Below are 19,449 nucleotides of genomic sequence, written 5' to 3'. Positions count from 1 at the left end.
CTTTTCGCCAGTGCATGGATGCACTGTCGAAAAGCCCGGCCGACCCTCACGCACCCGAAGGGCGACGCACCGGGGTGCTCTTTCTTTTGGTTACTTTTCTTGACTCCGGGCATCCATGCCCTTCGCCCTTCGGGCCAGCTTCGCTGTTCGCACCCGCTCCTGCGGGTGCGTGAGCAAGCAAAGAAAAGTGACTCGGGCCCCGGCAGGGGTTCGAAAGCCCGCCGCAGGCGAACAACCTAGCCAACAACTACAAACAAGCAACCTCACCCCAACCGACCATGCTCAATAAACCACAACCCCGCAAACAACTTCGGATCAATCGAATAACCCTCCCTGGCCCGCGCAAATAACCACGCGCCGGCTTCAAGCCTGGGTACCTCGTGCACGATGATGTTTTCGCTCTCATCACCACCGCCTGGGCCGACTTTCTGCAGATCCCAGGCCCGCACAAAGGCGATGATTTCCGTGCTCATGCCCGACGACGACGGGCCTTCGTGAATAAACTCCACTCGACCGCTGCGATAGCCGGTTTCCTCTTCCAGTTCACGTTGAGCCGCAAGCAGCGCGCCTTCGTCGTCTTGCCCGGCCAGGTCGCCGACCAGGCCGGCCGGCATCTCGATGGTGTTCTTTAGAATCGCCACACGGTATTGCTCGACAAACAGCACTTTGTCATCGGGCGTCACCGCCAGGATGATGACCGCGCCGCCTGGGTTGTTGCGCTCGGCGTACTCCCAGCGGCCACGCTTGCGTAGGCTCAGCCAGCGGCCTTGGTAAAGGGTTTCCACCGGGGCATTGGCGTCGTTGGGGGTGCGATGGGCAAGCTGGTTCATGGGATGAGGTGTCGAAGTGGGGTTGGGATGTTGCCGTGTCGCCATGACCGCTACAACATGCGGGTCATTCGGGCATGCTCAATCGATCAGTGCTTTCAATCGCGTGCGCGTCAAGGGACCAAAGCGCAGGCGCTCGCATAGTGCTTCAAGCCGCGACCATTCACTGCGTTGACGACGCAATGCATCGGCGCTGTCTGGAACTGGCGCATCCAGGGCGATGCGAGTGAGTCTGCGGTACATGCGCGCGTCTTCGCCATGTTCGCGCAGTTTTTTCGCGGCGCTGGCGGCGCCGCGCAGGCGTAGAAAGGCGACTTCATCGGCGCGGTCGAGCAAGGCATCGAGATCGCCGAAGTGGGCGAGCAGGGCGGCGGCGGTTTTGGCGCCGATGCCGGGGACGCCGGGAATGTTGTCGACGGAGTCGCCGCAGAGCGCGAGGTAGTCGGCGACCTGGTGCGGGTGCACGCCCAGTTTTTCATATACGCCGGCGGGACCCCAGCGCAGGCCGCGGCCGTAGTCCCATTGTTCGTCGTGTTCGCCGAGCAACTGGCCGAAATCTTTGTCGGCGGAGACGATCACGCTACGAAAACCTTGGCTGCGCAGATTCCATAGCACGCTGCCGATCAAGTCGTCCGCTTCAAAGCTATGGTCGATCAGTACCACGATGCCGAGCGCTTCGGCCACTTCACGGCAGAGTACGAATTGGCGCTCCAGATCGGGCGGCGGTAGTTCGCGATTGGCTTTGTAGGCGGGATAGATCGCGTTGCGAAACGAGGTGGTCAACGAGGCGTCGAACGCTACCGCGATGTGTTCGGGTTTGGTTTTTTCGAGCAGTTCGCATAGAAACCGGGTGAAGCCATGTACCGCATTGGCAGGATGGCCTTCGGCGTCGGTGAATTCGTCCGGCATGGAATGCCAGGCGCGAAACACGTAGAGGCTGCCATCGACGAGATGGGCGGTTGGCAAGAGCCTGTTCATGGCGACCAATTGCTCAGCAGGTCGGTTAGCACCGGGCGATCGCGGTCGGGGATGTCGATCAGCGGGGTGCCCAGATGGACAAAACCGATCACATGTTCGTTTTCAGCCAGACCAAGCAGGGCGGCGACGTCGCGATCGTAGGCGGCCCAGCCGGTAAGCCATTGCGCGCCGTAGCCAAGCGCATAAGCGCCGAGCAACAGGTTGTGGGCGACGCAGCCGGCGCTGAGTTTTTGTTCGATTTCGGGGATTTTGCTGTTGCTGTCGACGCGCGCGATAACGGCAATGACCAATGGCGCAAAGGTATAGCGCATGCGCTCCTTTTCACGATTGGACTCGGGCAGGTCGGGGTCGCGGCGGATCGCCATGGCAGTCAGTTGCTCGCCGAAATGCAGCTTGGCCTTATCGCGCAGCAGGATCAGTCGAAACGGCACCAGCTTGCCGTGGTCCGGCACGCGGATCGCCGCTTCCAGCAACGCATGCAAGGTGGCTTCGTCCGGTGCCGGCTCGCTGAGTTGGCGCGAAGGGGCGGAATGGCGTTGCAACAGCAAGGCAAGGGGAGAAGACATGGGGAGGCTCAGAATCAAAGCCGTCATGCTAGCAGCAGGCGCAGTGTTAGCTCAGCACTCGAAACGCGCCTGGCAACAACTCGGCTACTGTGGTGGCCTGCACCGTGCCATGCATATTGGTCAGCAGCACCGGCATCGCCTGGTCGCATAGCTCGGCCATGACTTGACGGCAGGCGCCGCAGGGGCTGATCGGCGCGGCGGTGTCGCCGATGACTGCCAATCGGGCGAAGTCGCCCGGCTTGCAGCCGGCGGCGATGGCCGCGAATAGTGCAGTGCGCTCGGCGCAGTTGCACAAACCGTAGGCGGCGTTCTCTACGTTGCAGCCGAGAAAATGACGGCCGTCGCGCGTTTGCAGCGCCGCGCCGACGTGAAAATTCGAATACGGCGCATAGGCGTGCGCACGTGCTTCACGCGCTAAAGCCAAGAGTGGATCGGCTGACAATGGATCGATCAGCAATGGATCGAGGGACACTGAATCGACATCGGCATGCACAGGCATCGGGATCTCCAGAGCGGAACCCGCGATAACACGCTGTGAAACGGCCGTGAATATCGACGGCGGGCCAGTCTACTCCGCTCCCTGCCGATATGGATCCATGGCCATCATCACCAGGATTTTGGCTTGCTGGGTGTGTAGTTGCCGCTGCGAAAGCACAGGTCGCTCAGGGCTTGCCGCGCCTGCTCGTCGCTGATGGCGGCCAGCTTTCGCTGCAGATGAGGGTCGGAGCAGAAGCTCTTGATCTCTTCCGGGGTTTTCGGGTTGGGTGGGGTTTGGCCGCATGCGGCCAGTCCGAGGGTGAGGCATCCAAGCAAGGCCATCGCTGCATGATGTCGCATGAGGCATCCATTCCATGGTTATAGCGAACGCAAAACTTAACTTGGATCACGCGATGACTCAAGTCGGCCAGTTGCGACGGCGTAAGCAGCATAGGCTAGGATGCGCAGAACCTTCCGCTGAGGATGCACGATGCCGATCACCGTGGCCGCATTGCGTGAAACCGCTACCGCCGAGCGGCGTGTGGCGATTACGCCTGAAGTGGCGAAGAAACTGCACGGTAAAGGCGTGCGGGTGTTGCTGGAACGGGGTGCCGGTGCGTCAGCGGGGTTTCCTGACGCGCTTTATGCCGATGCCGAATTCGCCAATGCCGCCAGTGTATTGGCACAGGCCGATTTGCTCGCCTGTGTGTTGCCGCTGGATGACGCGGTGTATGGGCAGTTGCGCGAAGGCAGTGTGGTGGTCGGCCAACTGCGGCCCTACGGTGCTGCGGCACGCGTCGAGGCGTTGACACGGCATAGGCTCAGTGCGTTCGCGTTGGAGTTGTTGCCGCGTACTACACGTGCCCAGGCGATGGATGTGCTTAGCTCGCAAGCGGCCGTCGCCGGTTATCGCGCTATGTTGATCGCAGCCGAGGCGTCGCCGAAATTCTTTCCGATGTTGACCACGGCGGCCGGTACGATCCGGCCATCGCGGGTGCTGGTGATCGGTGCCGGTGTGGCTGGATTGCAAGCGATCGCCACGGCACGTCGTCTGGGTGCGCAGATCGAAGGCTACGACGTGCGCCCGGAAACACGCGAGCAAGTGGAGTCGCTGGGCGCGAAGTTTCTCGATCTTGGAGTCAGCGCGGCCGGTAGCGGTGGCTATGCACGCGAGTTATCGGTAGAAGAACGCGCCGCGCAGCAGCAAGCGTTGGCCGATCACCTCAAGGCGATTGACGTCATCGTCACTACGGCAGCGGTACCGGGCCGGCCATCGCCGAAGATTCTCAGCACGGCGATGGTCGAAGGCATGAAGCCCGGTGCGCTTATCGTGGATCTGGCGGCCGAGGGCGGCGGCAATTGCGAGCTGACTCGCGCGGGCGAGCGAGTGGATCATGGTGGCGTGACTATTCTCGGTCCGCTCAACCTGCCGGCAGGCGCACCGTTGCACGCATCGGAGATGTACGCGCGCAACGTGTACAACTTTGTCGAGTTGCTGATACGCGACGGTGGGTTACAACCTGATTTCAGCGACGAGCTGGTGGCCAAGAGCTGTGTCGCGCATGCCGGCGAGGTGCGTTTTCAAGCTTGAGCCTGCATGGCTACCTCGCTGACGCGTCAGCGAGGCGGTCACGATTGGGTTAGTTTGAAGCGGCCGCGTAATTGCCCGCCCAGTGGGCTTTGAGCTCCTGGTTGAACTCGTCCGAACGTTCCTCTGGAAAGAAGATGCGGGCGGATTTGAGTTCCACTCGTCGCCTGGTTCCGGGGATGGTCTGTTCCAGCCAGTGAGACCACTTCAGGTCGAAGTAGATATCGTCCGTGCCCCATGCAATAAGCGTCGGCGCTTGCACTTGCCCTAGCTGCGGCTCGATGTCGACCGTGTGACGGCAATCGAATGCGTTGACGAAGCGTTCGAGATCGCGTGTGCGCTGTGCCGAACGGGTGAGTGGCTGCAAGTAAGTCTCGATCGTATCGTCCGCGACGGCTTCTGGCTGTTCGTAGGCCAGACCCAGTGCCTGCGGCGAGCGGTAAATGGATTTGTCGGCCAGCATGGCATGGAGCGTCTGCGGCAAACCACCTGCGGCAACCATCGCGACAAAGGGTTTGAATGCCTCGGGCGGCCAGTTGTCGTGTGTGTCGCAATTGGTCAGGGCAAGACTGCGAATGCGCTGCGGATACAGTGCGGCGAATATCTGGCAGATGCCGCCACCGCTGTCGTTGCCGACCAGGTCCACTTGATCGATCTTCAGTGCATCAAGAAACTGGGCCAGCATGTGCGCATTAGCGGTAACCGAAACATCTTGAGTGGCCGATATTTCCGTGTTGCCGTGCGCCAGCAAATCCACGGCGATGCAACGCCTGAGCCCGCCGAGCTGCGCGAGCTGGTGCCGCCACAGATAGCCGTTGAGCAGCACGCCATGCACGAACAAAGCCACCGGACCGCTACCGTGTTCTACATAGCTGATGTTGCCCGACAGAGTTTCAACGTAGCGTTGGTCCGCGAAGAAATCTTTGCCGTTCATGATGGCTGCTTCGGGCTGGCTTCACACAGTTTCTCTGCGCATTCCTCGCAGCAGACTTCGACGACGCGGGTGCCGATTTTGACCTTGATGGCAGTCGCATCGAGCGTGCAATCGCAGGCCGCACAGGTTTTTTCATTCATGACCGCAACTCCTTGGGTAGCCCGCTTATCGGGGCACACGTAGGAGACCATCTCGTGTTTGCGGCCGCTGTCGAAATCTTTAGCGGTTTCTATGTTTCAGGCATGCCGGGTGGATTGCCTGAAGGCCGTTGGCGACCGGCCATAGGCCTGCCGGAACGCCGCCGCAAAATGGCTGTGGCTGGAGAATCCAAGCTCTGCGGCCAGCGCGGACATATCGTCGTATTGCGCAATCAGGTGCAGGGCTCGCGCGAGGCGTAGCCGCAGTTGATAGCGATAAAGCGGCATGCCTTCGACCTGTTGGAATACTTGCGTCAGATAGACCGGCGAGCCACCGATCTCCGTCGCGATGTCGGCCAGCGTCCAGCGCCGGGAAAGATCGCTGGCCAGCAAAACTTTGACGCGGTCGGCCAGCCGGCGGTGCGCATGCGTGGCGGCGGGCTCATGCGACGTGCGCGGTCCCAGGCTGCGGCACACCAGGGTCAGCAGCAGGCTCTCGGCCTCCAACGGTTCGATGGTCTGGTTTTCCAGGCTATGCCGCAGCAGGGCGACCAGGGCCTGTGCGCGAGGGTCGATGCGTTGATGTTGGCGACGGAAGCCGAGCGTTCCGCGCTGATTCAAAAGTGCACTTGGCGCCAGCTCACGCACCATGGGTTCGGACAGGCTAAGCGACAGGCTTGCATCGCCGCCAACGACCGGGTGGCTGATCTGATAGCCCTCGTCGGCGTTGAAGAACAGTACGTGGTTGGCATCGGCCACGGCCTGGTCGCTGCCGACATGGCGCATGTATACGCCGCGATACGGGAAGACCAGGTGCGTGGCCGAAGCGCATTCTTCGGCGCTGCGATGACGGCAGCTACCGCCGCAACGGACGTTGCGTAGCGCTACGGTATCGGTATCCAGCAAGCGGCTGACTTCGAACTCGGACATGGTGGGCAGACTGAGTTGACCGTGCTTTTTCGTGCAGGGTCGAGCCTACCATGCCAGCCGCGCCGGGTAGGCCTGGCCGGATAGACCAGGCCAGATAAGATCAAGGGAGCCGGCTAATGCCGACCGTGGCCGCCTGGCGAGGGAAAGCCAGACGCCGGGCGCCCACGAGGAGCAGGGCGACTTTGCTGGAATTGGCGCATTAACTGAGCGCGGCGATCCGGCGGTAGTTGCTGATAGTGCTGGTACGCGTTGTGCAATTGCTGGCGCTGTTCGGGCGGTAGCTGCTGAAACTTGCGCATGTTCGTACGCGCTTGCTCGCGCTGTTCCGGTGTCATCTGCTGCCACTGGCTGATGCGCTGACGGATTTCATCGCGCCGTTCGGGCGGAAGCTGATTCCATTGTTTGGCGCGCTCCAGCATCTGTGCCTGCCGAGCCGGCGGCAGCGTGTTCCAGTCGCGGCTCATCGGCGCCAGCATGTCGCGCTCGCTGGGCGACAGGCTTTCCCATGGCCGCGACGGCGGTGCCGGGCCTTGCGACGATGGTGGCGGCGAGGTGAGTTGTTGCGCCAGCAAAGGCGTGGCCGGGCTGCCGAGCAAGCCGACCCACAACAGTGCTAGAGCGAAACGAGAAAGGCGCATGATTTATTGATTCACCTGGTGGCTGCTATCGGTGGCCAGCCAGCCGTAAAACTCAAGATTCTGATACAGCGTCGGATCGGTCTTGTCGGCATCCAGCGGCAGGTCGCTGTCGGCATCGGCGATTTGACTGGCCATCATGCCGCCTGCCGGCAATGGCATGCCCGGACGATTCAGCAGTGGCGACCAGGCCATCAGCACGAGCAGCGCGAGTGCCGCGGCGCCGGTATGCAGCATGCGCATCACGCGAGACGCGGGTGTTACAGCGGCGGTGGCCAGGGCGGTACGCCGCGCGGCGCGCAGACGGCCGGCGGTGGTGGGGTCGATGCATTGAGCAGCCTCGCGATAAAGCATGCGGGCGCGGTGTTGTAGTGAGCTATCGGGCGCATTCATCGCCATATCTCCAATTGATCGCGCAAATGTTGCATGGCGCGCGACAGATGGGTTTTTACGCTGCCTTCGGAGCAGCCCATGGCCTGGGCGGTTTCCGCCACATCCAGGCCTTCCAGTACGCGCAGCATGAAAGCCTCGCGTTGACGTCGCGGCAGCTTTTTCACGGCTGCCGCCATATCGGCATACGACTGCGAATCCTGCAGCCGGTCGAGCGGGCCCGGTCCGTTGTCGGGCGGTTCCCAGCTCGGTAATTCGTCACCATCGTCGTCACGGCCGCCACCGAGCCAGCCGACCATGATCGAGCGCACCTTGCGCCGACGCTGCAGGTCGACGATGCGGCGGCGCAGAATGCCCCAGAACAGCGGCGGCCATTCCGCTGCCGGCTTGTCGCGATAGTGTTTGACCAGCCGCAGCATGGCATCTTGCACCGCGTCCATCGCGTCTTCGCGGTGGCCGAGATTCATTTCAGCCATGCGAAACGCGCGCCGCTCCACCTGCGCCAGAAAGGCGTCAAGCGTGGCTGGCGTAGAGCGGACGTCGTCGGCCAAAAGCTCGGCACTGACCAGATCCGCATCGAGCCTGGACACGACGCTGTTCATGCCATCGTCATCCGTGTTGTCGGATCGCGCATTGGGGGTTTCCATCGGTTCGACCCTTGCAATCAACGCGGCGGGCTCGCACAGGTTGACCCGCGTCCGTATGATGAGCCGATAACGGTAAATCGGCACGGAGAGGTCATGATCGACGGATTCCTAGCACTGTATATATTCATGCTTGCTGCATTTACCGGGTACGAGATCATTGCGCGGGTACCGGTGATCTTGCACACGCCGTTAATGTCCGGGTCGAACTTTATCCACGGTATTGTGCTGGTCGGCGCCATGATTGCGCTAGGGCATGCGGATACATCGTTTGAAATTGCGATCGGTTTCCTCGGCGTGCTGCTCGGTGCCGGCAATGCGGCGGGTGGCTATGTGGTGACCGAGCGCATGCTGGAGATGTTCAAATCCAGCAAGCTCGGCGTAAGCCAAAGGGAGAGCAAGTAATGGAGTGGTTGCCCGATCTGATTAAGGCTTGTTACTTCCTTGCGGCGCTGCTGTTTATCCTCGGTTTGAAACGCATGAGTTCGCCACGCACCGCGCGTGGCGGCATCACCTGGGCCGGTGTGGGCATGTTGCTGGCGGTGCTGGCGACACTGGCCTTGCCCGATATTCACAATCGCGGCTTGATTCTTGCCGCCGTGCTGATCGGCGTATCGGCGGCCTGGTGGTCCGGCCGGCGCGTGGCGATGACGGCGATGCCGCAGATGGTCGCCTTGTACAACGGCATGGGTGGCGGTGCGGCGGCGGCGATCGGCGCGGTCGAGTTGATCGGCTATGCCGGCCAAAGCATCACCCTGTTGGATGGCGGCCAGTTCACGGCCAATGGCGCGAGCGCTCCGAGCGGGGCGCAACTTGCTTTGGCGGTACTGGGTGCGTTGATCGGCGCGGTGAGTTTTTCCGGTTCATTGATCGCATTCGCGAAATTGCAGGGTTGGCTGGACAAGCGCTTCGTGTTTCCCGCGCAACGTGTCGTCAATATGCTGGTGTTGGCGGCAGCCGTGGGTCTGGGCGTGGCGATAGCCTGCGGCCAGTTGGGCCTGCCGTTGATCGCGGCATTTTTCGCGTTGTCGTTATTGTTTGGCTTGATGATGACGCTGCCGATCGGCGGCGCCGACATGCCGGTGGTGATCTCGCTGTACAACGCGTTCACCGGTCTGGCGGTAGCTTTGGAAGGTTTTGTGCTGCAGAACGAGGCGATGATTATCGCCGGTACGGTGGTCGGTGCTGCCGGTACGCTGCTGACTCAGTTGATGGCCAAGGCGATGAACCGTTCGATCGGCAATGTGCTGTTCGGCAGCTTTGGCGCCAGTGGCGCGGTCGCGCAAGAGATCGGCGGCGCGCAAAAGCCGATCGAGGCCGCCGATGCCGCGGTGATGATGGCTTATGCCGAGCGCGTGGTGATCGTGCCCGGCTATGGCATGGCCGTGGCGCAAGCGCAGCACAAGGTATGGGAGTTCGCCCAGGCGTTGATTGCGCGTGGCGTGAAAGTGAAGTTTGCCATCCATCCCGTGGCGGGCCGCATGCCAGGTCATATGAATGTGCTGCTGGCCGAGGCTGGCGTGCCTTACGACTTGATCGCCGATATGGATGATATCAATCCCGAATTTCCGGTGACGGATGTGGCCCTGGTGATCGGCGCCAACGATGTGGTCAACCCGCTGGCCAAGACCGATCCGGCTTCGCCGATCTACGGCATGCCGATTCTCGACGTGTCCAACGCCAAGCAGGTCATCGTCATCAAGCGCGGTAAGGGCACCGGTTTTGCCGGCATCGAAAATGCATTGTTCTATGCCGACAATGCCCGCCTGCTTTACGGCGATGGCCAGGCGGCGGCGGGTCAGTTGGTGACCGAGCTGAAGGCTCTGGATCACTGAAACGCAGACTTCGCAGGAGCGCAGCCTGCGCTCCTGCGATAGTGGGTTAGTTCATTTGGCCGGATGCGGTTTACTGATCCAGCCAGCGGCCCATGCAGCGACCATGCAGCCGGCGGCGAACCAGACCCAGTCCGTGGGCGACGTCGATTGCCTGGCAAGCTCAAACAGCATTGCGCCGCCCGCCGTGCGCAAGGTATCGATCAGATCCAGTCCCAAATTGCCGGCAATGCGTGCGCCGGCCGTGAGCATGCTGACGTAAATAGCCGCCAGCAGCGTTGCAATGACGGCGAGCAGGGCTGCGCCAGGGCCGGCTGGGCGAATCCACGAACGCATCACCCGACCCAGCAGCCATCCGGCCGGCAAGGCCAGCCAGGGCAGCGGACGGCCTTCATACATGGTGGGCAGCATCCATACCGCACCGGTCGCCAACCCCAGTGCGGCAACGCTGAATATGGCTAACAAAAGGCTCAACAGTACGCGCAAGGTATTGCGGGCAGGGCTTGGGGCTGATGCAGGCACGGCGGCTCCTTTAGCAAAAACGCATCATAGCGGGGCACCGCCGCCGCGAGTTGCGCCATGTCGCGGCGAGCCAATTCGGGTCGTGATGAACCGGTTCGCAATTTCTTCGCATAAATCGCACGTTTTCACGCTTTGCTGACTATTGACCAGTTAGCGTCGGGTCATCGTCGGGAGGGAGACTCGGCGATGACCCCAAACAAAATGTGATTGCGCCTAGACGCACCGTGGGTGCGGCGTAGATCTCTGGCCCATGCCTGGGCCAGGGAATGGGGTCGGCTTGGCCGCTATTTCATACGGCAAGCCATGTCTGTGCATGAGGGAGTCTTAGCGCTGTCTGGATGATCCGGCGGCGCGGCGTCGTTTTTCTCATCAACACTGGAGAACACCGCAATGACAACTCAGGTAATGACTATGCAAAAACGTGCGGCGGTATGGCTGGCCCTGCTGGGGCTGGCCGGCGTCACCACCGCCCATGCAGCCGATGTGCAGCAATTGCGCGCGCAAAGTTTAGGGGTGACGCCGAGCAACCAATTGGTTACTCGATTGGGTTTGAGTGCCGACAACAGCCTGGTGGCGCGCCAGGCGGCGAAGACCGGGCGCGGCACCCAGGTGGTGCGCATGCAGCAGTTCTATAAGAACGTGCCGGTTTATGGGCGTAGTATCGCGGTCGAACAGGACGCCAGCGGCAACGCGCTCAGTGCCAACGGCAGCTTGCTACAGAATGTGCAGGCCGATCTCGGTTCGGTGACGCCGCGATTGAATACGGTACAGGCGTTGGCCGCATCGCGGGCAAACGCAGGTCTTTTGTCAAAGGCCGGCCAGCCACCACGCAACGAACGCGCGGACCTATACGTGTACCCGGACCAGAGTGGTCGCGCGCGCCTGATTTATCTCACTTCGTATGTCGTCGATGGCGACAAGCCGTCACGGCCCACCGCGATCGTCGATGCCAACAGCGGTGAGGTCATCAAGCAGTGGGACGGGCTGGCCTATGCCGACTTCGACGCCAATGGCCCAGGCGGCAATCAAAAGACCGGGCAGTACAACTACGGCACCGACTACGGCGCCCTCAAAGTGACTCAATCGGGTAGCACCTGCACCGCGCAAAACGCGAGCGTGAAAACCTACAACCTGAAGCAGGGGACGGGCGCAGGCACCTTGTGGAGCTTCATCTGCCCGACCAGTCAGGGCGATGGAATCAACGGTGCCTTTTCGCCGATCAACGATGCCCATCATTTCGGCGGGGTCGTGCACGACATGTATCAGGCCTGGTTTGGCGCACCGCCGCTTAACCAAGTGCTGGTCATGAAAGTGCACTACGGCAGCAGTTATGAAAACGCCTTCTGGGACGGCACCGCGATGAACTTCGGCGATGGTGCGAGCACTTTTTATCCGCTGGTATCGCTGGACGTGACCGGTCACGAGATCAGTCATGGTTTCACGGAGCAACACTCCAATCTCGCTTACAGCGGGCAATCGGGCGGCATGAACGAGGCGTTCTCGGATATGGCCGGTGAGGCGGTGGAGTTCTACGACCGTGGCAAGAATGATTTCCTGGTCGGCAGCGAGATCGTCAAGACCAGTGCCGGTATCGGCGACGCTCTGCGCTATATGTGCAACCCGCCGCAGGACGGCGGCTCGATCGACAATGCGGCGAACTACACCGACGGCCTGGATGTGCATTATTCCAGCGGTGTATACAACAAGGCGTTCTGCCTGCTGGCCAAAACCAGTGGCTGGGGCACACGCAAGGCGTTCGAGGTGTTCGAGCGTGCCAATGCGATTTATTGGAACGCCGATGAAACCTTTAACTCGGGCGCGTGCGGTGTGCAGACGGCCGCCAGTGACCTGACCTACGCCGTGAGCGATGTCACCGCGGCGTTCGCCGGTGTTGGCGTGAGCTGCGCTGGTGGCGGCGGTGGCGCTACGGCGCTGCAGAATGGCGTGGCTTTGACCGGTCAGGTCGCTGCTGCTGGTGCCGTGCTGAACTACACGGTCGATATCCCGGCTGGCGCACGCAACCTGGTCATTGCCAGTTCGGGCGGCAGCGGCGATGCGGATCTGTACGTGAAATTCGGTTCCGCACCCAGCACATCGACCTATGACTGCCGTCCGTACAAGAACGGCAACAACGAAAGCTGCAGCTTCGCCACCACCAAAACGGGCAAGTATTACGTGCAACTGCGTGGTTATGCTGCGTTTTCGGGTGTAAGCATCAAGGCTAGCTGGACTCCCTGAAGAACCCGGCCTGGCGCCGTACTCCACCTGTGCCCGCCGGGCTCACGCCCGGCGGGCCTTGAGATGCGCGCCAATCAACCCGACTTACCCCTTCGATACGTCCATATGACCGGGTTGACCAAGCACCCGGTTATCATGGCCGGCTGGCGGCGGCGATCGGCCGCGCCCCGAATAGGTAAGAGCAGGTACAGGCATGAGCGGTTTCAGTCTAAGTAGCGAACCCTTCACTCTGGAACGTGATTGCAGCGCAGTCATGGTGCCGCAGGGTGAAACCGTGAGCCTTCCGGCCGGCCAGATCGGCTATATCACCCAGGCCCTGGGCGGCAGTTTTACCGTCTACGTAGAGGGCAACCTGTTTCGCATTGCCGGTGCCGATGCCGATGCGCTGGGCAAGGAGCCGCCGGTGCCGATCCAACTGGCGGCCGACGCCAGTGATGCCGATGTCGAGAAGCTGGTGTGGCAGCAACTGCGCACCGTGTTTGACCCGGAGATACCGATCAACGTGGTCGAGCTGGGGCTGGTCTACGACGTCAGCCTTGAACATGTGGAGCCGGATCAGCGCAAGGTCTACGTGAAAATGACGCTTACCGCACCCGGTTGCGGCATGGGCGACATCTTGATCGACGACGCGCGGACCAAGCTCGAATTGATTCCTACGGTGACCGAGGCCGATGTGGATCTGGTGTTCGATCCGCCGTGGAGTCATTCGATGATGTCCGACGCGGCCAAGCTTGAAACCGGCATGCTTTGAACTGCGGCATCCGCTACGTCCCAACGCCCGCCTTGCGGGCGTTTTTTATGTCGTGCCCCCAAGATTTTTAGCCCCTCCCCCTGCTTGCAGGGGGGGGGGACGGGGCTTGCGGCAAGGTTGGACCCCTCCCCAGCCCTCCCCTGCAAGCAGGGGAGGGGGTCATCAGTGCTTACCCGATGCATAGTGATGTTTATGTGATGAATATCTTGGTTTACGTGTTAATTATGGTTTTATCGTTTGAAACAAGTTAATGGGTTAACGTTTTATCTTGCCGATTAATCGAAAAATATTGCGGTAGGAAATATTCTTAGGCTTATTGCGAAAGAAATCACTTAAATGCCGTTAATTCCGATTGACGATTGCGAGTGTCTCGCATTAGCGTCTATGTATCTGCTCTCGGGAGGGCGGCAGATGATCCTTTAACGACGTCAGCGTGATTGGGGGGGGCCTCGTTCTGCTACACGTCCGCGTAGGGCTTATGTCATGGATGGCGCAGGGGGGAAGCCACACGCTGGGCGGTTATTGGATCGCTAGACAACTGTTGGGAAATCCGACGTCGCGCACCGCGCGGCACAACTAACTATGGGGTCTGACGGCCGCATTAGGTTCGTTCGTCCCTGAAAAGTCTAGGAGAGAAAGTAATGACTGGTAGTAATCGTTTTATTAGGGGTGAGAAAAACAATAAGGGCCAGAATAATTATCGTCGGGCCTTGCTGCCGTTGGCAGTTTCGCTGGCGATGTTCTCGGCGTCAGCATTCGCGGCCACTGATACCTGGGTGACCACCAAAACCGATGCGGCCTTGTTGAAGGCGTCGGCACCGGTCAGCACCTCGTCGGTCAGCACCATGGCGACCTCGTCGACGTGGACGATGAACGTGCATGGCAAGCCGAGTCTGGTCAACACGCTGGTATCGCCGCTGGAATTGAGCAAACCGGTGCAGGTGACCGTGAGCTTGAATCTGCGCAATGAAGCTCAGTTGAAGGCGTTCCTGCGTGACGTCAATCAGCCGGGCAGTGCCAACTTCCACAAATTTCTGACCCCGGCCCAGTTCAAGGCGCAATACGCCCCGACCGAAGCCCAGGTGCAGGCGGTGATCGCGCACTTGCAGCAAGCCGGTTTCAAGAATGTGGCTGCAGCGCCGAATAACTTGCTGGTGACGGCCGAAGGCAATGCCGGCTCGGTCAGCACGGCTTTCCGCACCAACATGAAGACCTTCAATTTCGATGGCAAGCAGCGCATCGCCAACGACTCGGCAGCCATGGTGCCGCAGGCACTCGGTGGCATTGTGGGCTCGGTACTGGGCCTGCAGAACATCAGCGTGCCGCACACCATGTACCACACCGCTCCGCAGGCGGTGGCCGGAAATGTGCATGCCAACGTGACCACGCAGGCCGCGGTATCGGTGTCGCATAGCCCGACCGAGTTCGCCACGATCTACAACGCCGGCACCACGCCGACCGCGTCGCAGACCAAGGTCGGCATCATCACCTGGGGCGACATGACCCAGACGATTACCGACCTGAACACCTTCACCACCAATGCCGGCATGACGGCGGTCAACACCCAGGTGGTGAAGACTGGCACCAGCGCCTATGCCGATGATTCGAACGGCGACGGCGAATGGAATCTGGATAGCCAGACCATCGTTGGTACCTCGGGCGGTGTGAACACGCTGTATTTCTATACGGCGCCCAACTGCGATTCGAGCGATAGCTGCCTCACTGATGCCGCCATCACCGCGTCGTACAACCGTGCCGTGACCGACAATGTCGTCAAGGTCATCAACGTATCGCTGGGTTCGGACGAGACGGCTTCGCACAACGCTGGTACGCAGGCGGCGGACGACACCATCTTCGCCCAGGCTGCCGCACAAGGTCAGACGTTTTCGATTTCTTCGGGCGACGAAGGTGCCTACGAGACCCAGCACGGCGACATCGCCGACAGCTCCGGCACGATCACCGCCGATCTGAGCAAGTACTCGGTAAGCGAGCCGGCAACCTCGCCCAACGTGGTCGCAGTAGGCGGCACCACGCTAAGCACCAACGGCACCGCCTGGGCGGGCGAAACCGTGTGGAACGAAGGGCTTTCGCCGGACCAGAACAACTCGGCTTACCAACGGCTGTGGGCCACCGGCGGCGGCGTCAGCGTGTTCGAGGCGGCACCGGCCTGGCAGACCACCGCCTTGGGCGCGTCGGTGACCAAGCGCGTGCTGCCTGACGTGGCGTTCGATGCGGCGCAATCGACGGGTGCCAAGATCTACATCAATGGCACGCTTTATCAGATTGGCGGCACCAGCCTGGCCTCGCCGATCTTCGTCGGTGTCTGGTCGCGTATTCAGTCGGCCAACAACAACACGCTGGGCCTGCCGACGGCGAATATGTACAAGTATTTCTCCACCGATAGCACCCCATTGCACGACGTGACCTCGGGCAACAACGGTTACAACGGCTATGGCTACGCCGCTGCGGCCGGTTGGGACTACAGCACCGGTTGGGGCAGCTTGGACATCAGCAAGTTCAACGCCTATGTCACCAAGTATTGGGGTGGCGTAACGCCGCCGCCCGGTACGCCGGTAGCCAACTTCAGCGATACCGTAAGCGGGTTGACGGTGAGCTTCACCGATAGCTCCACCGACACCGGTGGCACGATTACTTCGCGCGCATGGAACTTTGGCGACAGCAGCACCTCGACCGCCACCAGCCCCAGCCACACCTACACCACTGCCGGTACCTACAGCGTTTCGCTGAAAGTGACCGACAGCACCGGTGCCACCAACACCAAGACCCAGTCGGTAACGGTCAGCGGTGGCGGTGGTGGCTCGACGCAGTTGCTGGGCAACACCGGCTTCGAGACCGGTACGGCAGCGCCATGGACGACCACCTCGGGCGTACTCAATAACGCCAGTGGCGAGCCGCCGCATGCGGGTTCGTGGGATGCATGGCTTGACGGTTATGGCAGCTCGCACACCGATACGGTGGCGCAGACTGTGACGATCCCAGCCGGCAAGACCTCGGCAACGTTGCAGTACTACCTGCATATCGACACGGCCGAAACGACCACGACGACGGCGTACGATACCTTCAAGGTGCAGGTGTTCAACACCTCGGGTACCTTGCTGGGGACGTTGGCGACGTACTCCAACCTCAACAAGAACACCGGTTACACCGTGCACACCAACAGCCTGGCTCCGTACATCGGCCAGACCGTGGTAATCAAGTTCACCGGTACCGAGGATGCCTCGCTGCAGACTTCCTTCGTGCTCGATGACGTCACGCTGACCGTGCAGTAAGCACTCTCCTGCAAGAGGCTGACACGTTGTCAGTCTCTTGTTGCAGAGAACAGGGATGTATTAAAAAAACCGGCCCTCGCGGGCCGGTTTTTTTGTGGTTGCGCCATCTTGGCCGCGAACGTTTTCAGGCTTCTTCGAACCGATTCGCATCGCGGTTCTTGCGCACCTTGGACGGATCCCACACCCGGCCATTCATGGTGATGTAGACGCCATCGGGCAGAGTTTGCACCGCGGCCACCGCGCAGCCGACATTGAATACGGCATCCGAACCCTGGAAGCGTGCCGGGTTCAGCGCCCCGGTGAGTACGATCACCTTGCCCTTGATCTGCGCCAGTTCACGCGCGGTTTCGACCATGGTGTCCGTGCCGTGGGTCACCAGCACGTGGCGATGCGGCTGTGCCTCGATGGTGGAGCGCACCAGCGCGCGATCTTCGGCGCCCATGTGCAGGCTGTCTTTGCGCAGAATGGGGATCACATCGAACTGAAACGCCACCCCGAGTTGGCTGAGGATCTCGCCGATTTGCGGGGCGCCGATCTTGTAGTCCGACTTGTCGTCGAAGTAGATCTTGTCGATGGTGCCGCCGGTGGTGACGATGGTCAGATGCTGCATGGGTGCTGGGCCGTGGGTGGGAATGGGGCATTTTAGCTTGGTCGGTGGGGGGATTACTCTTTTGTGTGTTATCGCTGGGGTGTTCGCCTGCGGCGGGCTTTCGGCCACCTGCCGGTGGTCGAGTCACTCTCTCTTGAGTGGCCAAGAGAAAGTAACCAACGGAGAAGGCCACCCCGGTGAGTCGCCCTTCGGGTACGTGAGGGTCGGCCGGGCTTTTCGACAGGGCTTCCTGCCCTGGCGAAAAGGCATCGACATCCATGTCGATGCCCCTGCGGGCCTTGTCGTCCGACCCTCACCGACGCACAGGGGCCCCAAGAGCCGAGATCAAGTGCAAGGTCAAAGGCAACGTCAAAAGCTTGCCTCGGCGGGCTTCCTCCCCTGCGTGCAGGGGAGGATTGAGGAGGGGTGCGGTTAACCAAGTAAAAGCAGCGTATCGGCAGCATCGTGCGTGGTGAGGCGATCGAGGCCGTGCGCGACAAAGCGGCTCAGTGCGGCTGCCGGACGCTGGTCGTCGCGAGATGTCGACCACGCCGCCTGCCGCGCCAGCAGCGCCGCAGCGGCACAACGGGCCAGGGTGATGGCAAGGCCGCGTGCGCCGGCTTCGAGTGGATTGCGTTGTTGGGCATGGGTGTTGAGCCAGCGTGTCGCTGCATCCAGTACATGCTGGATGGCGCTGGCGGCATGCATGTCGTCGTTGCCGCTCAGCCAGGTGGTGACCGCCTGGCGCAGTGCGTCGGGGCCGTCGCCGCCTAGCGCGCGCAGGCTATCGAGCGACAGCACGTTGGTGGTGCCTTCCCAGATGGCGTACACCTGGGCATCGCGCAGTAACTGGGGCAGGCCGGTGTCTTCGATATACCCGGCGCCGCCGAAACACTCCAGGGCTTCGGAGCACAGCTTGACGGCGAGCTTGCCGGTCCACAGTTTGGCCAGTGGCGTGAGCAGGCGTAGCAGGGCGGCCTCGTGCGGTGCGGCGATGCCTTGTTCGACGCGGCCCAGCAAATGCGTTACTTCAAAGGCCAGCGCGAAGGCGCCTTCAAATTCGGCCTGCATGTCGGCCAGGGTTTGCGCATGCAAGGGTTGTTCGATCAATGGGCGTCCAAACGCCTGGCGCCGTGTCGCGTAGTCGCGGGCCAGGCTGATGGCGCGGGCCATGCTGGCTACGGCGCAGATCGCGTTCCAGCTACGCGTGATATTGAGCATCGGCGCTACTTGGCGCACGCCGTGAGCAAGTTCGCCCAGGGGCCAGGCGGGCAGGCCACGGAGATGAATTTCGGCGGTGGGCAATTCGTGCGTGCCTAGCTTGTCTTTCAGCCGGTCGATCTGCAGCTCCGGTTTACGGCGCTCGCCTTCCATCGTTTCGACATAGAACAGCGCCAGCGCAGCGGTTCCCGTGCCGGCGCCCTCGGGGCGGGCCAATGCCAATGCAGCCTCGCCCACCACCGCCGAGCTGAACCACTTGCGGCCGTAGAGCCGCCATTGACCATGGCTGTCTTGGCGCGCCACGGTTTCGGTGCGGCCGACATCGGAGCCGCCGGCGTTCTCGGTCATCCATTGCCCGCTAAGCCAGAACGTAGCGGGGTCGCGGCTGAGGAAATGCGGTAAGGCGCGTTCGATCAGCGCGTGGTTGCCGGAGGCTTTCAGCGCGGTTGCCGCACCATCGGTCATGGCCAGTGGGCAGGTATAGAACTCGCTGGCGAGGTGATACAGATACACCCGCGCGAATTGCTCCAGTCGTGCGTACTCGCTGGCCTCGTGGCCGGCAGCAAGCACGGCGTGACGCGTCGTGAGCTGCGGCCCTTCTTGCCATGCGGCGGTCAGTTCGATGCGATCGACGCGATGACCCCAGGCATCCCATTGGGTCAGTACCGGTTTGCGGCGCGTGCTGCTGGCGAGGCGTCGCCAGGCGAGTTGCGCATAGTCGCCAAGCGCATCGAGATCGATGTCCAGCGCCGCACGTCGCTCCATGGGCAGTGTGCGATCGAGCAGGCTGCAAAGCAGGCGGTCTCGGCGGTAAGGGTGGGCGAGTTGGGGTGCGTCTTGCAGGAATTCCATGGCCTGACTCTGACGGATAGACCGCCGAAGTATAGGTCGGTCCTGTCC

21 protein-coding genes are annotated in these 19,449 nt (G+C 61.4%); 6 read left to right on the top strand and 15 right to left on the bottom strand.

The genetic code is table 11. The annotated features are described in order from the left end of the window. Nucleotides 1-263: 263 nt before the first annotated feature. From DVJ77_RS04135 to trbK, 5 genes are all read right to left on the bottom strand, one after another. The gene (locus tag DVJ77_RS04135) at nt 264-830 is read right to left on the bottom strand and encodes an NUDIX hydrolase (RefSeq protein ID WP_114844159.1); all 567 of its coding nucleotides are present in this window, start codon (nt 828-830) and stop codon (nt 264-266) included. Between the two features lie 78 nt (nt 831-908). Next, complete coding sequence (locus DVJ77_RS04130) at nt 909-1,805, bottom strand: 5'-3' exonuclease (protein WP_114844158.1); 897 nt, start codon at nt 1,803-1,805, stop codon at nt 909-911. Continuing rightward, nucleotides 1,802-2,371 (bottom strand): nitroreductase family protein, encoded by a 570-nt coding sequence (locus DVJ77_RS04125; RefSeq protein WP_114844157.1) that lies wholly within the window; start codon nt 2,369-2,371, stop codon nt 1,802-1,804. Before DVJ77_RS04125 ends, DVJ77_RS04130 begins: the two co-directional genes overlap by 4 nt. 46 nt (nt 2,372-2,417) lie before the next feature. Beyond that, entirely contained in the window at nt 2,418-2,870 is a 453-nt protein-coding gene (gene cdd / locus DVJ77_RS04120) for a cytidine deaminase (protein WP_114844156.1), read from the bottom strand. Nucleotides 2,871-2,977: 107 nt separating this feature from the next. After that, nucleotides 2,978-3,208, bottom strand: coding sequence for an entry exclusion lipoprotein TrbK (gene trbK / locus DVJ77_RS04115; protein ID WP_114844155.1), 231 nt, complete (start codon nt 3,206-3,208; stop codon nt 2,978-2,980). Between the two features lie 130 nt (nt 3,209-3,338). Between trbK and DVJ77_RS04110 the strand changes: the two genes are divergently transcribed. Continuing rightward, nucleotides 3,339-4,439: an NAD(P) transhydrogenase subunit alpha gene (locus DVJ77_RS04110; RefSeq protein WP_114844154.1), complete on the top strand. Its 1,101-nt coding sequence runs from the start codon at nt 3,339-3,341 to the stop codon at nt 4,437-4,439. A 49-nt stretch (nt 4,440-4,488) separates the two neighbouring features. Here the strand turns inward: DVJ77_RS04110 and DVJ77_RS04105 are convergent, their stop codons facing one another. The 6 genes from DVJ77_RS04105 to DVJ77_RS04085 all read right to left on the bottom strand — a co-directional run bounded on the left by DVJ77_RS04105 (nt 4,489) and on the right by DVJ77_RS04085 (nt 8,064). Then, the gene (locus DVJ77_RS04105) at nt 4,489-5,370 is read right to left on the bottom strand and encodes an alpha/beta fold hydrolase (RefSeq protein ID WP_114844153.1); all 882 of its coding nucleotides are present in this window, start codon (nt 5,368-5,370) and stop codon (nt 4,489-4,491) included. Beyond that, nucleotides 5,367-5,510: a hypothetical protein gene (locus DVJ77_RS21310; protein ID WP_191983656.1), complete on the bottom strand. Its 144-nt coding sequence runs from the start codon at nt 5,508-5,510 to the stop codon at nt 5,367-5,369. Before DVJ77_RS21310 ends, DVJ77_RS04105 begins: the two co-directional genes overlap by 4 nt. Before the next feature lie 96 nt (nt 5,511-5,606). After that, entirely contained in the window at nt 5,607-6,437 is an 831-nt protein-coding gene (locus tag DVJ77_RS04100; RefSeq protein ID WP_114844152.1) for a helix-turn-helix transcriptional regulator, read from the bottom strand. Between the two features lie 113 nt (nt 6,438-6,550). Further along, complete coding sequence (locus DVJ77_RS04095) at nt 6,551-7,075, bottom strand: DUF3106 domain-containing protein (RefSeq protein ID WP_114844151.1); 525 nt, start codon at nt 7,073-7,075, stop codon at nt 6,551-6,553. 3 nt (nt 7,076-7,078) lie between these two features. Continuing rightward, a complete protein-coding gene (locus tag DVJ77_RS04090) occupies nt 7,079-7,465 on the bottom strand; it encodes a hypothetical protein (RefSeq protein ID WP_114844150.1) in 387 nt (128 codons plus the stop codon). Further along, nucleotides 7,462-8,064: an RNA polymerase sigma factor gene (locus DVJ77_RS04085; RefSeq protein ID WP_114844230.1), complete on the bottom strand. Its 603-nt coding sequence runs from the start codon at nt 8,062-8,064 to the stop codon at nt 7,462-7,464. The genes DVJ77_RS04090 and DVJ77_RS04085 overlap by 4 nt, the downstream gene beginning before the upstream one ends. Before the next feature lie 138 nt (nt 8,065-8,202). Here DVJ77_RS04085 and DVJ77_RS04080 point away from each other — a divergent pair, with 138 nt between their 5' ends. Beyond that, a complete protein-coding gene (locus DVJ77_RS04080; protein WP_114844149.1) occupies nt 8,203-8,511 on the top strand; it encodes an NAD(P) transhydrogenase subunit alpha part 2 in 309 nt (102 codons plus the stop codon). Next, the gene (locus tag DVJ77_RS04075) at nt 8,511-9,941 is read left to right on the top strand and encodes an NAD(P)(+) transhydrogenase (Re/Si-specific) subunit beta (RefSeq protein ID WP_114844148.1); all 1,431 of its coding nucleotides are present in this window, start codon (nt 8,511-8,513) and stop codon (nt 9,939-9,941) included. Before DVJ77_RS04080 ends, DVJ77_RS04075 begins: the two co-directional genes overlap by 1 nt. Before the next feature lie 51 nt (nt 9,942-9,992). Here DVJ77_RS04075 and DVJ77_RS04070 read toward each other — a convergent pair whose 3' ends face one another. Further along, a complete protein-coding gene (locus tag DVJ77_RS04070) occupies nt 9,993-10,460 on the bottom strand; it encodes a hypothetical protein (protein ID WP_114844147.1) in 468 nt (155 codons plus the stop codon). A gap of 405 nt (nt 10,461-10,865) precedes the next feature. Between DVJ77_RS04070 and DVJ77_RS04065 the strand changes: the two genes are divergently transcribed. Beyond that, complete coding sequence (locus DVJ77_RS04065) at nt 10,866-12,698, top strand: M4 family metallopeptidase (protein WP_114844146.1); 1,833 nt, start codon at nt 10,866-10,868, stop codon at nt 12,696-12,698. A gap of 193 nt (nt 12,699-12,891) precedes the next feature. Then, on the top strand, nt 12,892-13,449 hold the full coding sequence (gene sufT / locus DVJ77_RS04060; RefSeq protein WP_114844145.1) for a putative Fe-S cluster assembly protein SufT: 558 nt from the start codon (nt 12,892-12,894) through the stop codon (nt 13,447-13,449). A 697-nt stretch (nt 13,450-14,146) separates the two neighbouring features. On the opposite strand, the gene DVJ77_RS21385 is transcribed toward sufT, so the two are convergent. Continuing rightward, nucleotides 14,147-14,296: a hypothetical protein gene (locus tag DVJ77_RS21385; RefSeq protein ID WP_225427782.1), complete on the bottom strand. Its 150-nt coding sequence runs from the start codon at nt 14,294-14,296 to the stop codon at nt 14,147-14,149. Between DVJ77_RS21385 and DVJ77_RS04055 the strand changes: the two genes are divergently transcribed. Then, nucleotides 14,295-16,739, top strand: a complete 2,445-nt coding sequence (locus DVJ77_RS04055; RefSeq protein ID WP_225427780.1) for a protease pro-enzyme activation domain-containing protein — start codon at nt 14,295-14,297, stop codon at nt 16,737-16,739. The genes DVJ77_RS21385 and DVJ77_RS04055 overlap by 2 nt on opposite strands. 124 nt (nt 16,740-16,863) lie before the next feature. On the opposite strand, the gene DVJ77_RS04050 is transcribed toward DVJ77_RS04055, so the two are convergent. Further along, on the bottom strand, nt 16,864-17,349 hold the full coding sequence (locus tag DVJ77_RS04050) for an asparaginase domain-containing protein (protein ID WP_114844143.1): 486 nt from the start codon (nt 17,347-17,349) through the stop codon (nt 16,864-16,866). A 411-nt stretch (nt 17,350-17,760) separates the two neighbouring features. Next, nucleotides 17,761-19,401 carry an acyl-CoA dehydrogenase family protein gene (locus tag DVJ77_RS04040; RefSeq protein WP_114844141.1) on the bottom strand — a complete coding sequence of 547 codons (1,641 nt, stop codon included), beginning with the start codon at nt 19,399-19,401 and terminating at the stop codon, nt 17,761-17,763. Between the last annotated feature and the right edge of the window lie 48 nt (nt 19,402-19,449).

It is taken from the genome of Dyella tabacisoli (assembly GCF_003350925.1).
Classification (GTDB): domain Bacteria; phylum Pseudomonadota; class Gammaproteobacteria; order Xanthomonadales; family Rhodanobacteraceae; genus Dyella_C; species Dyella_C tabacisoli.
This window is presented reverse-complemented; position numbering and strand designations above follow the sequence as displayed.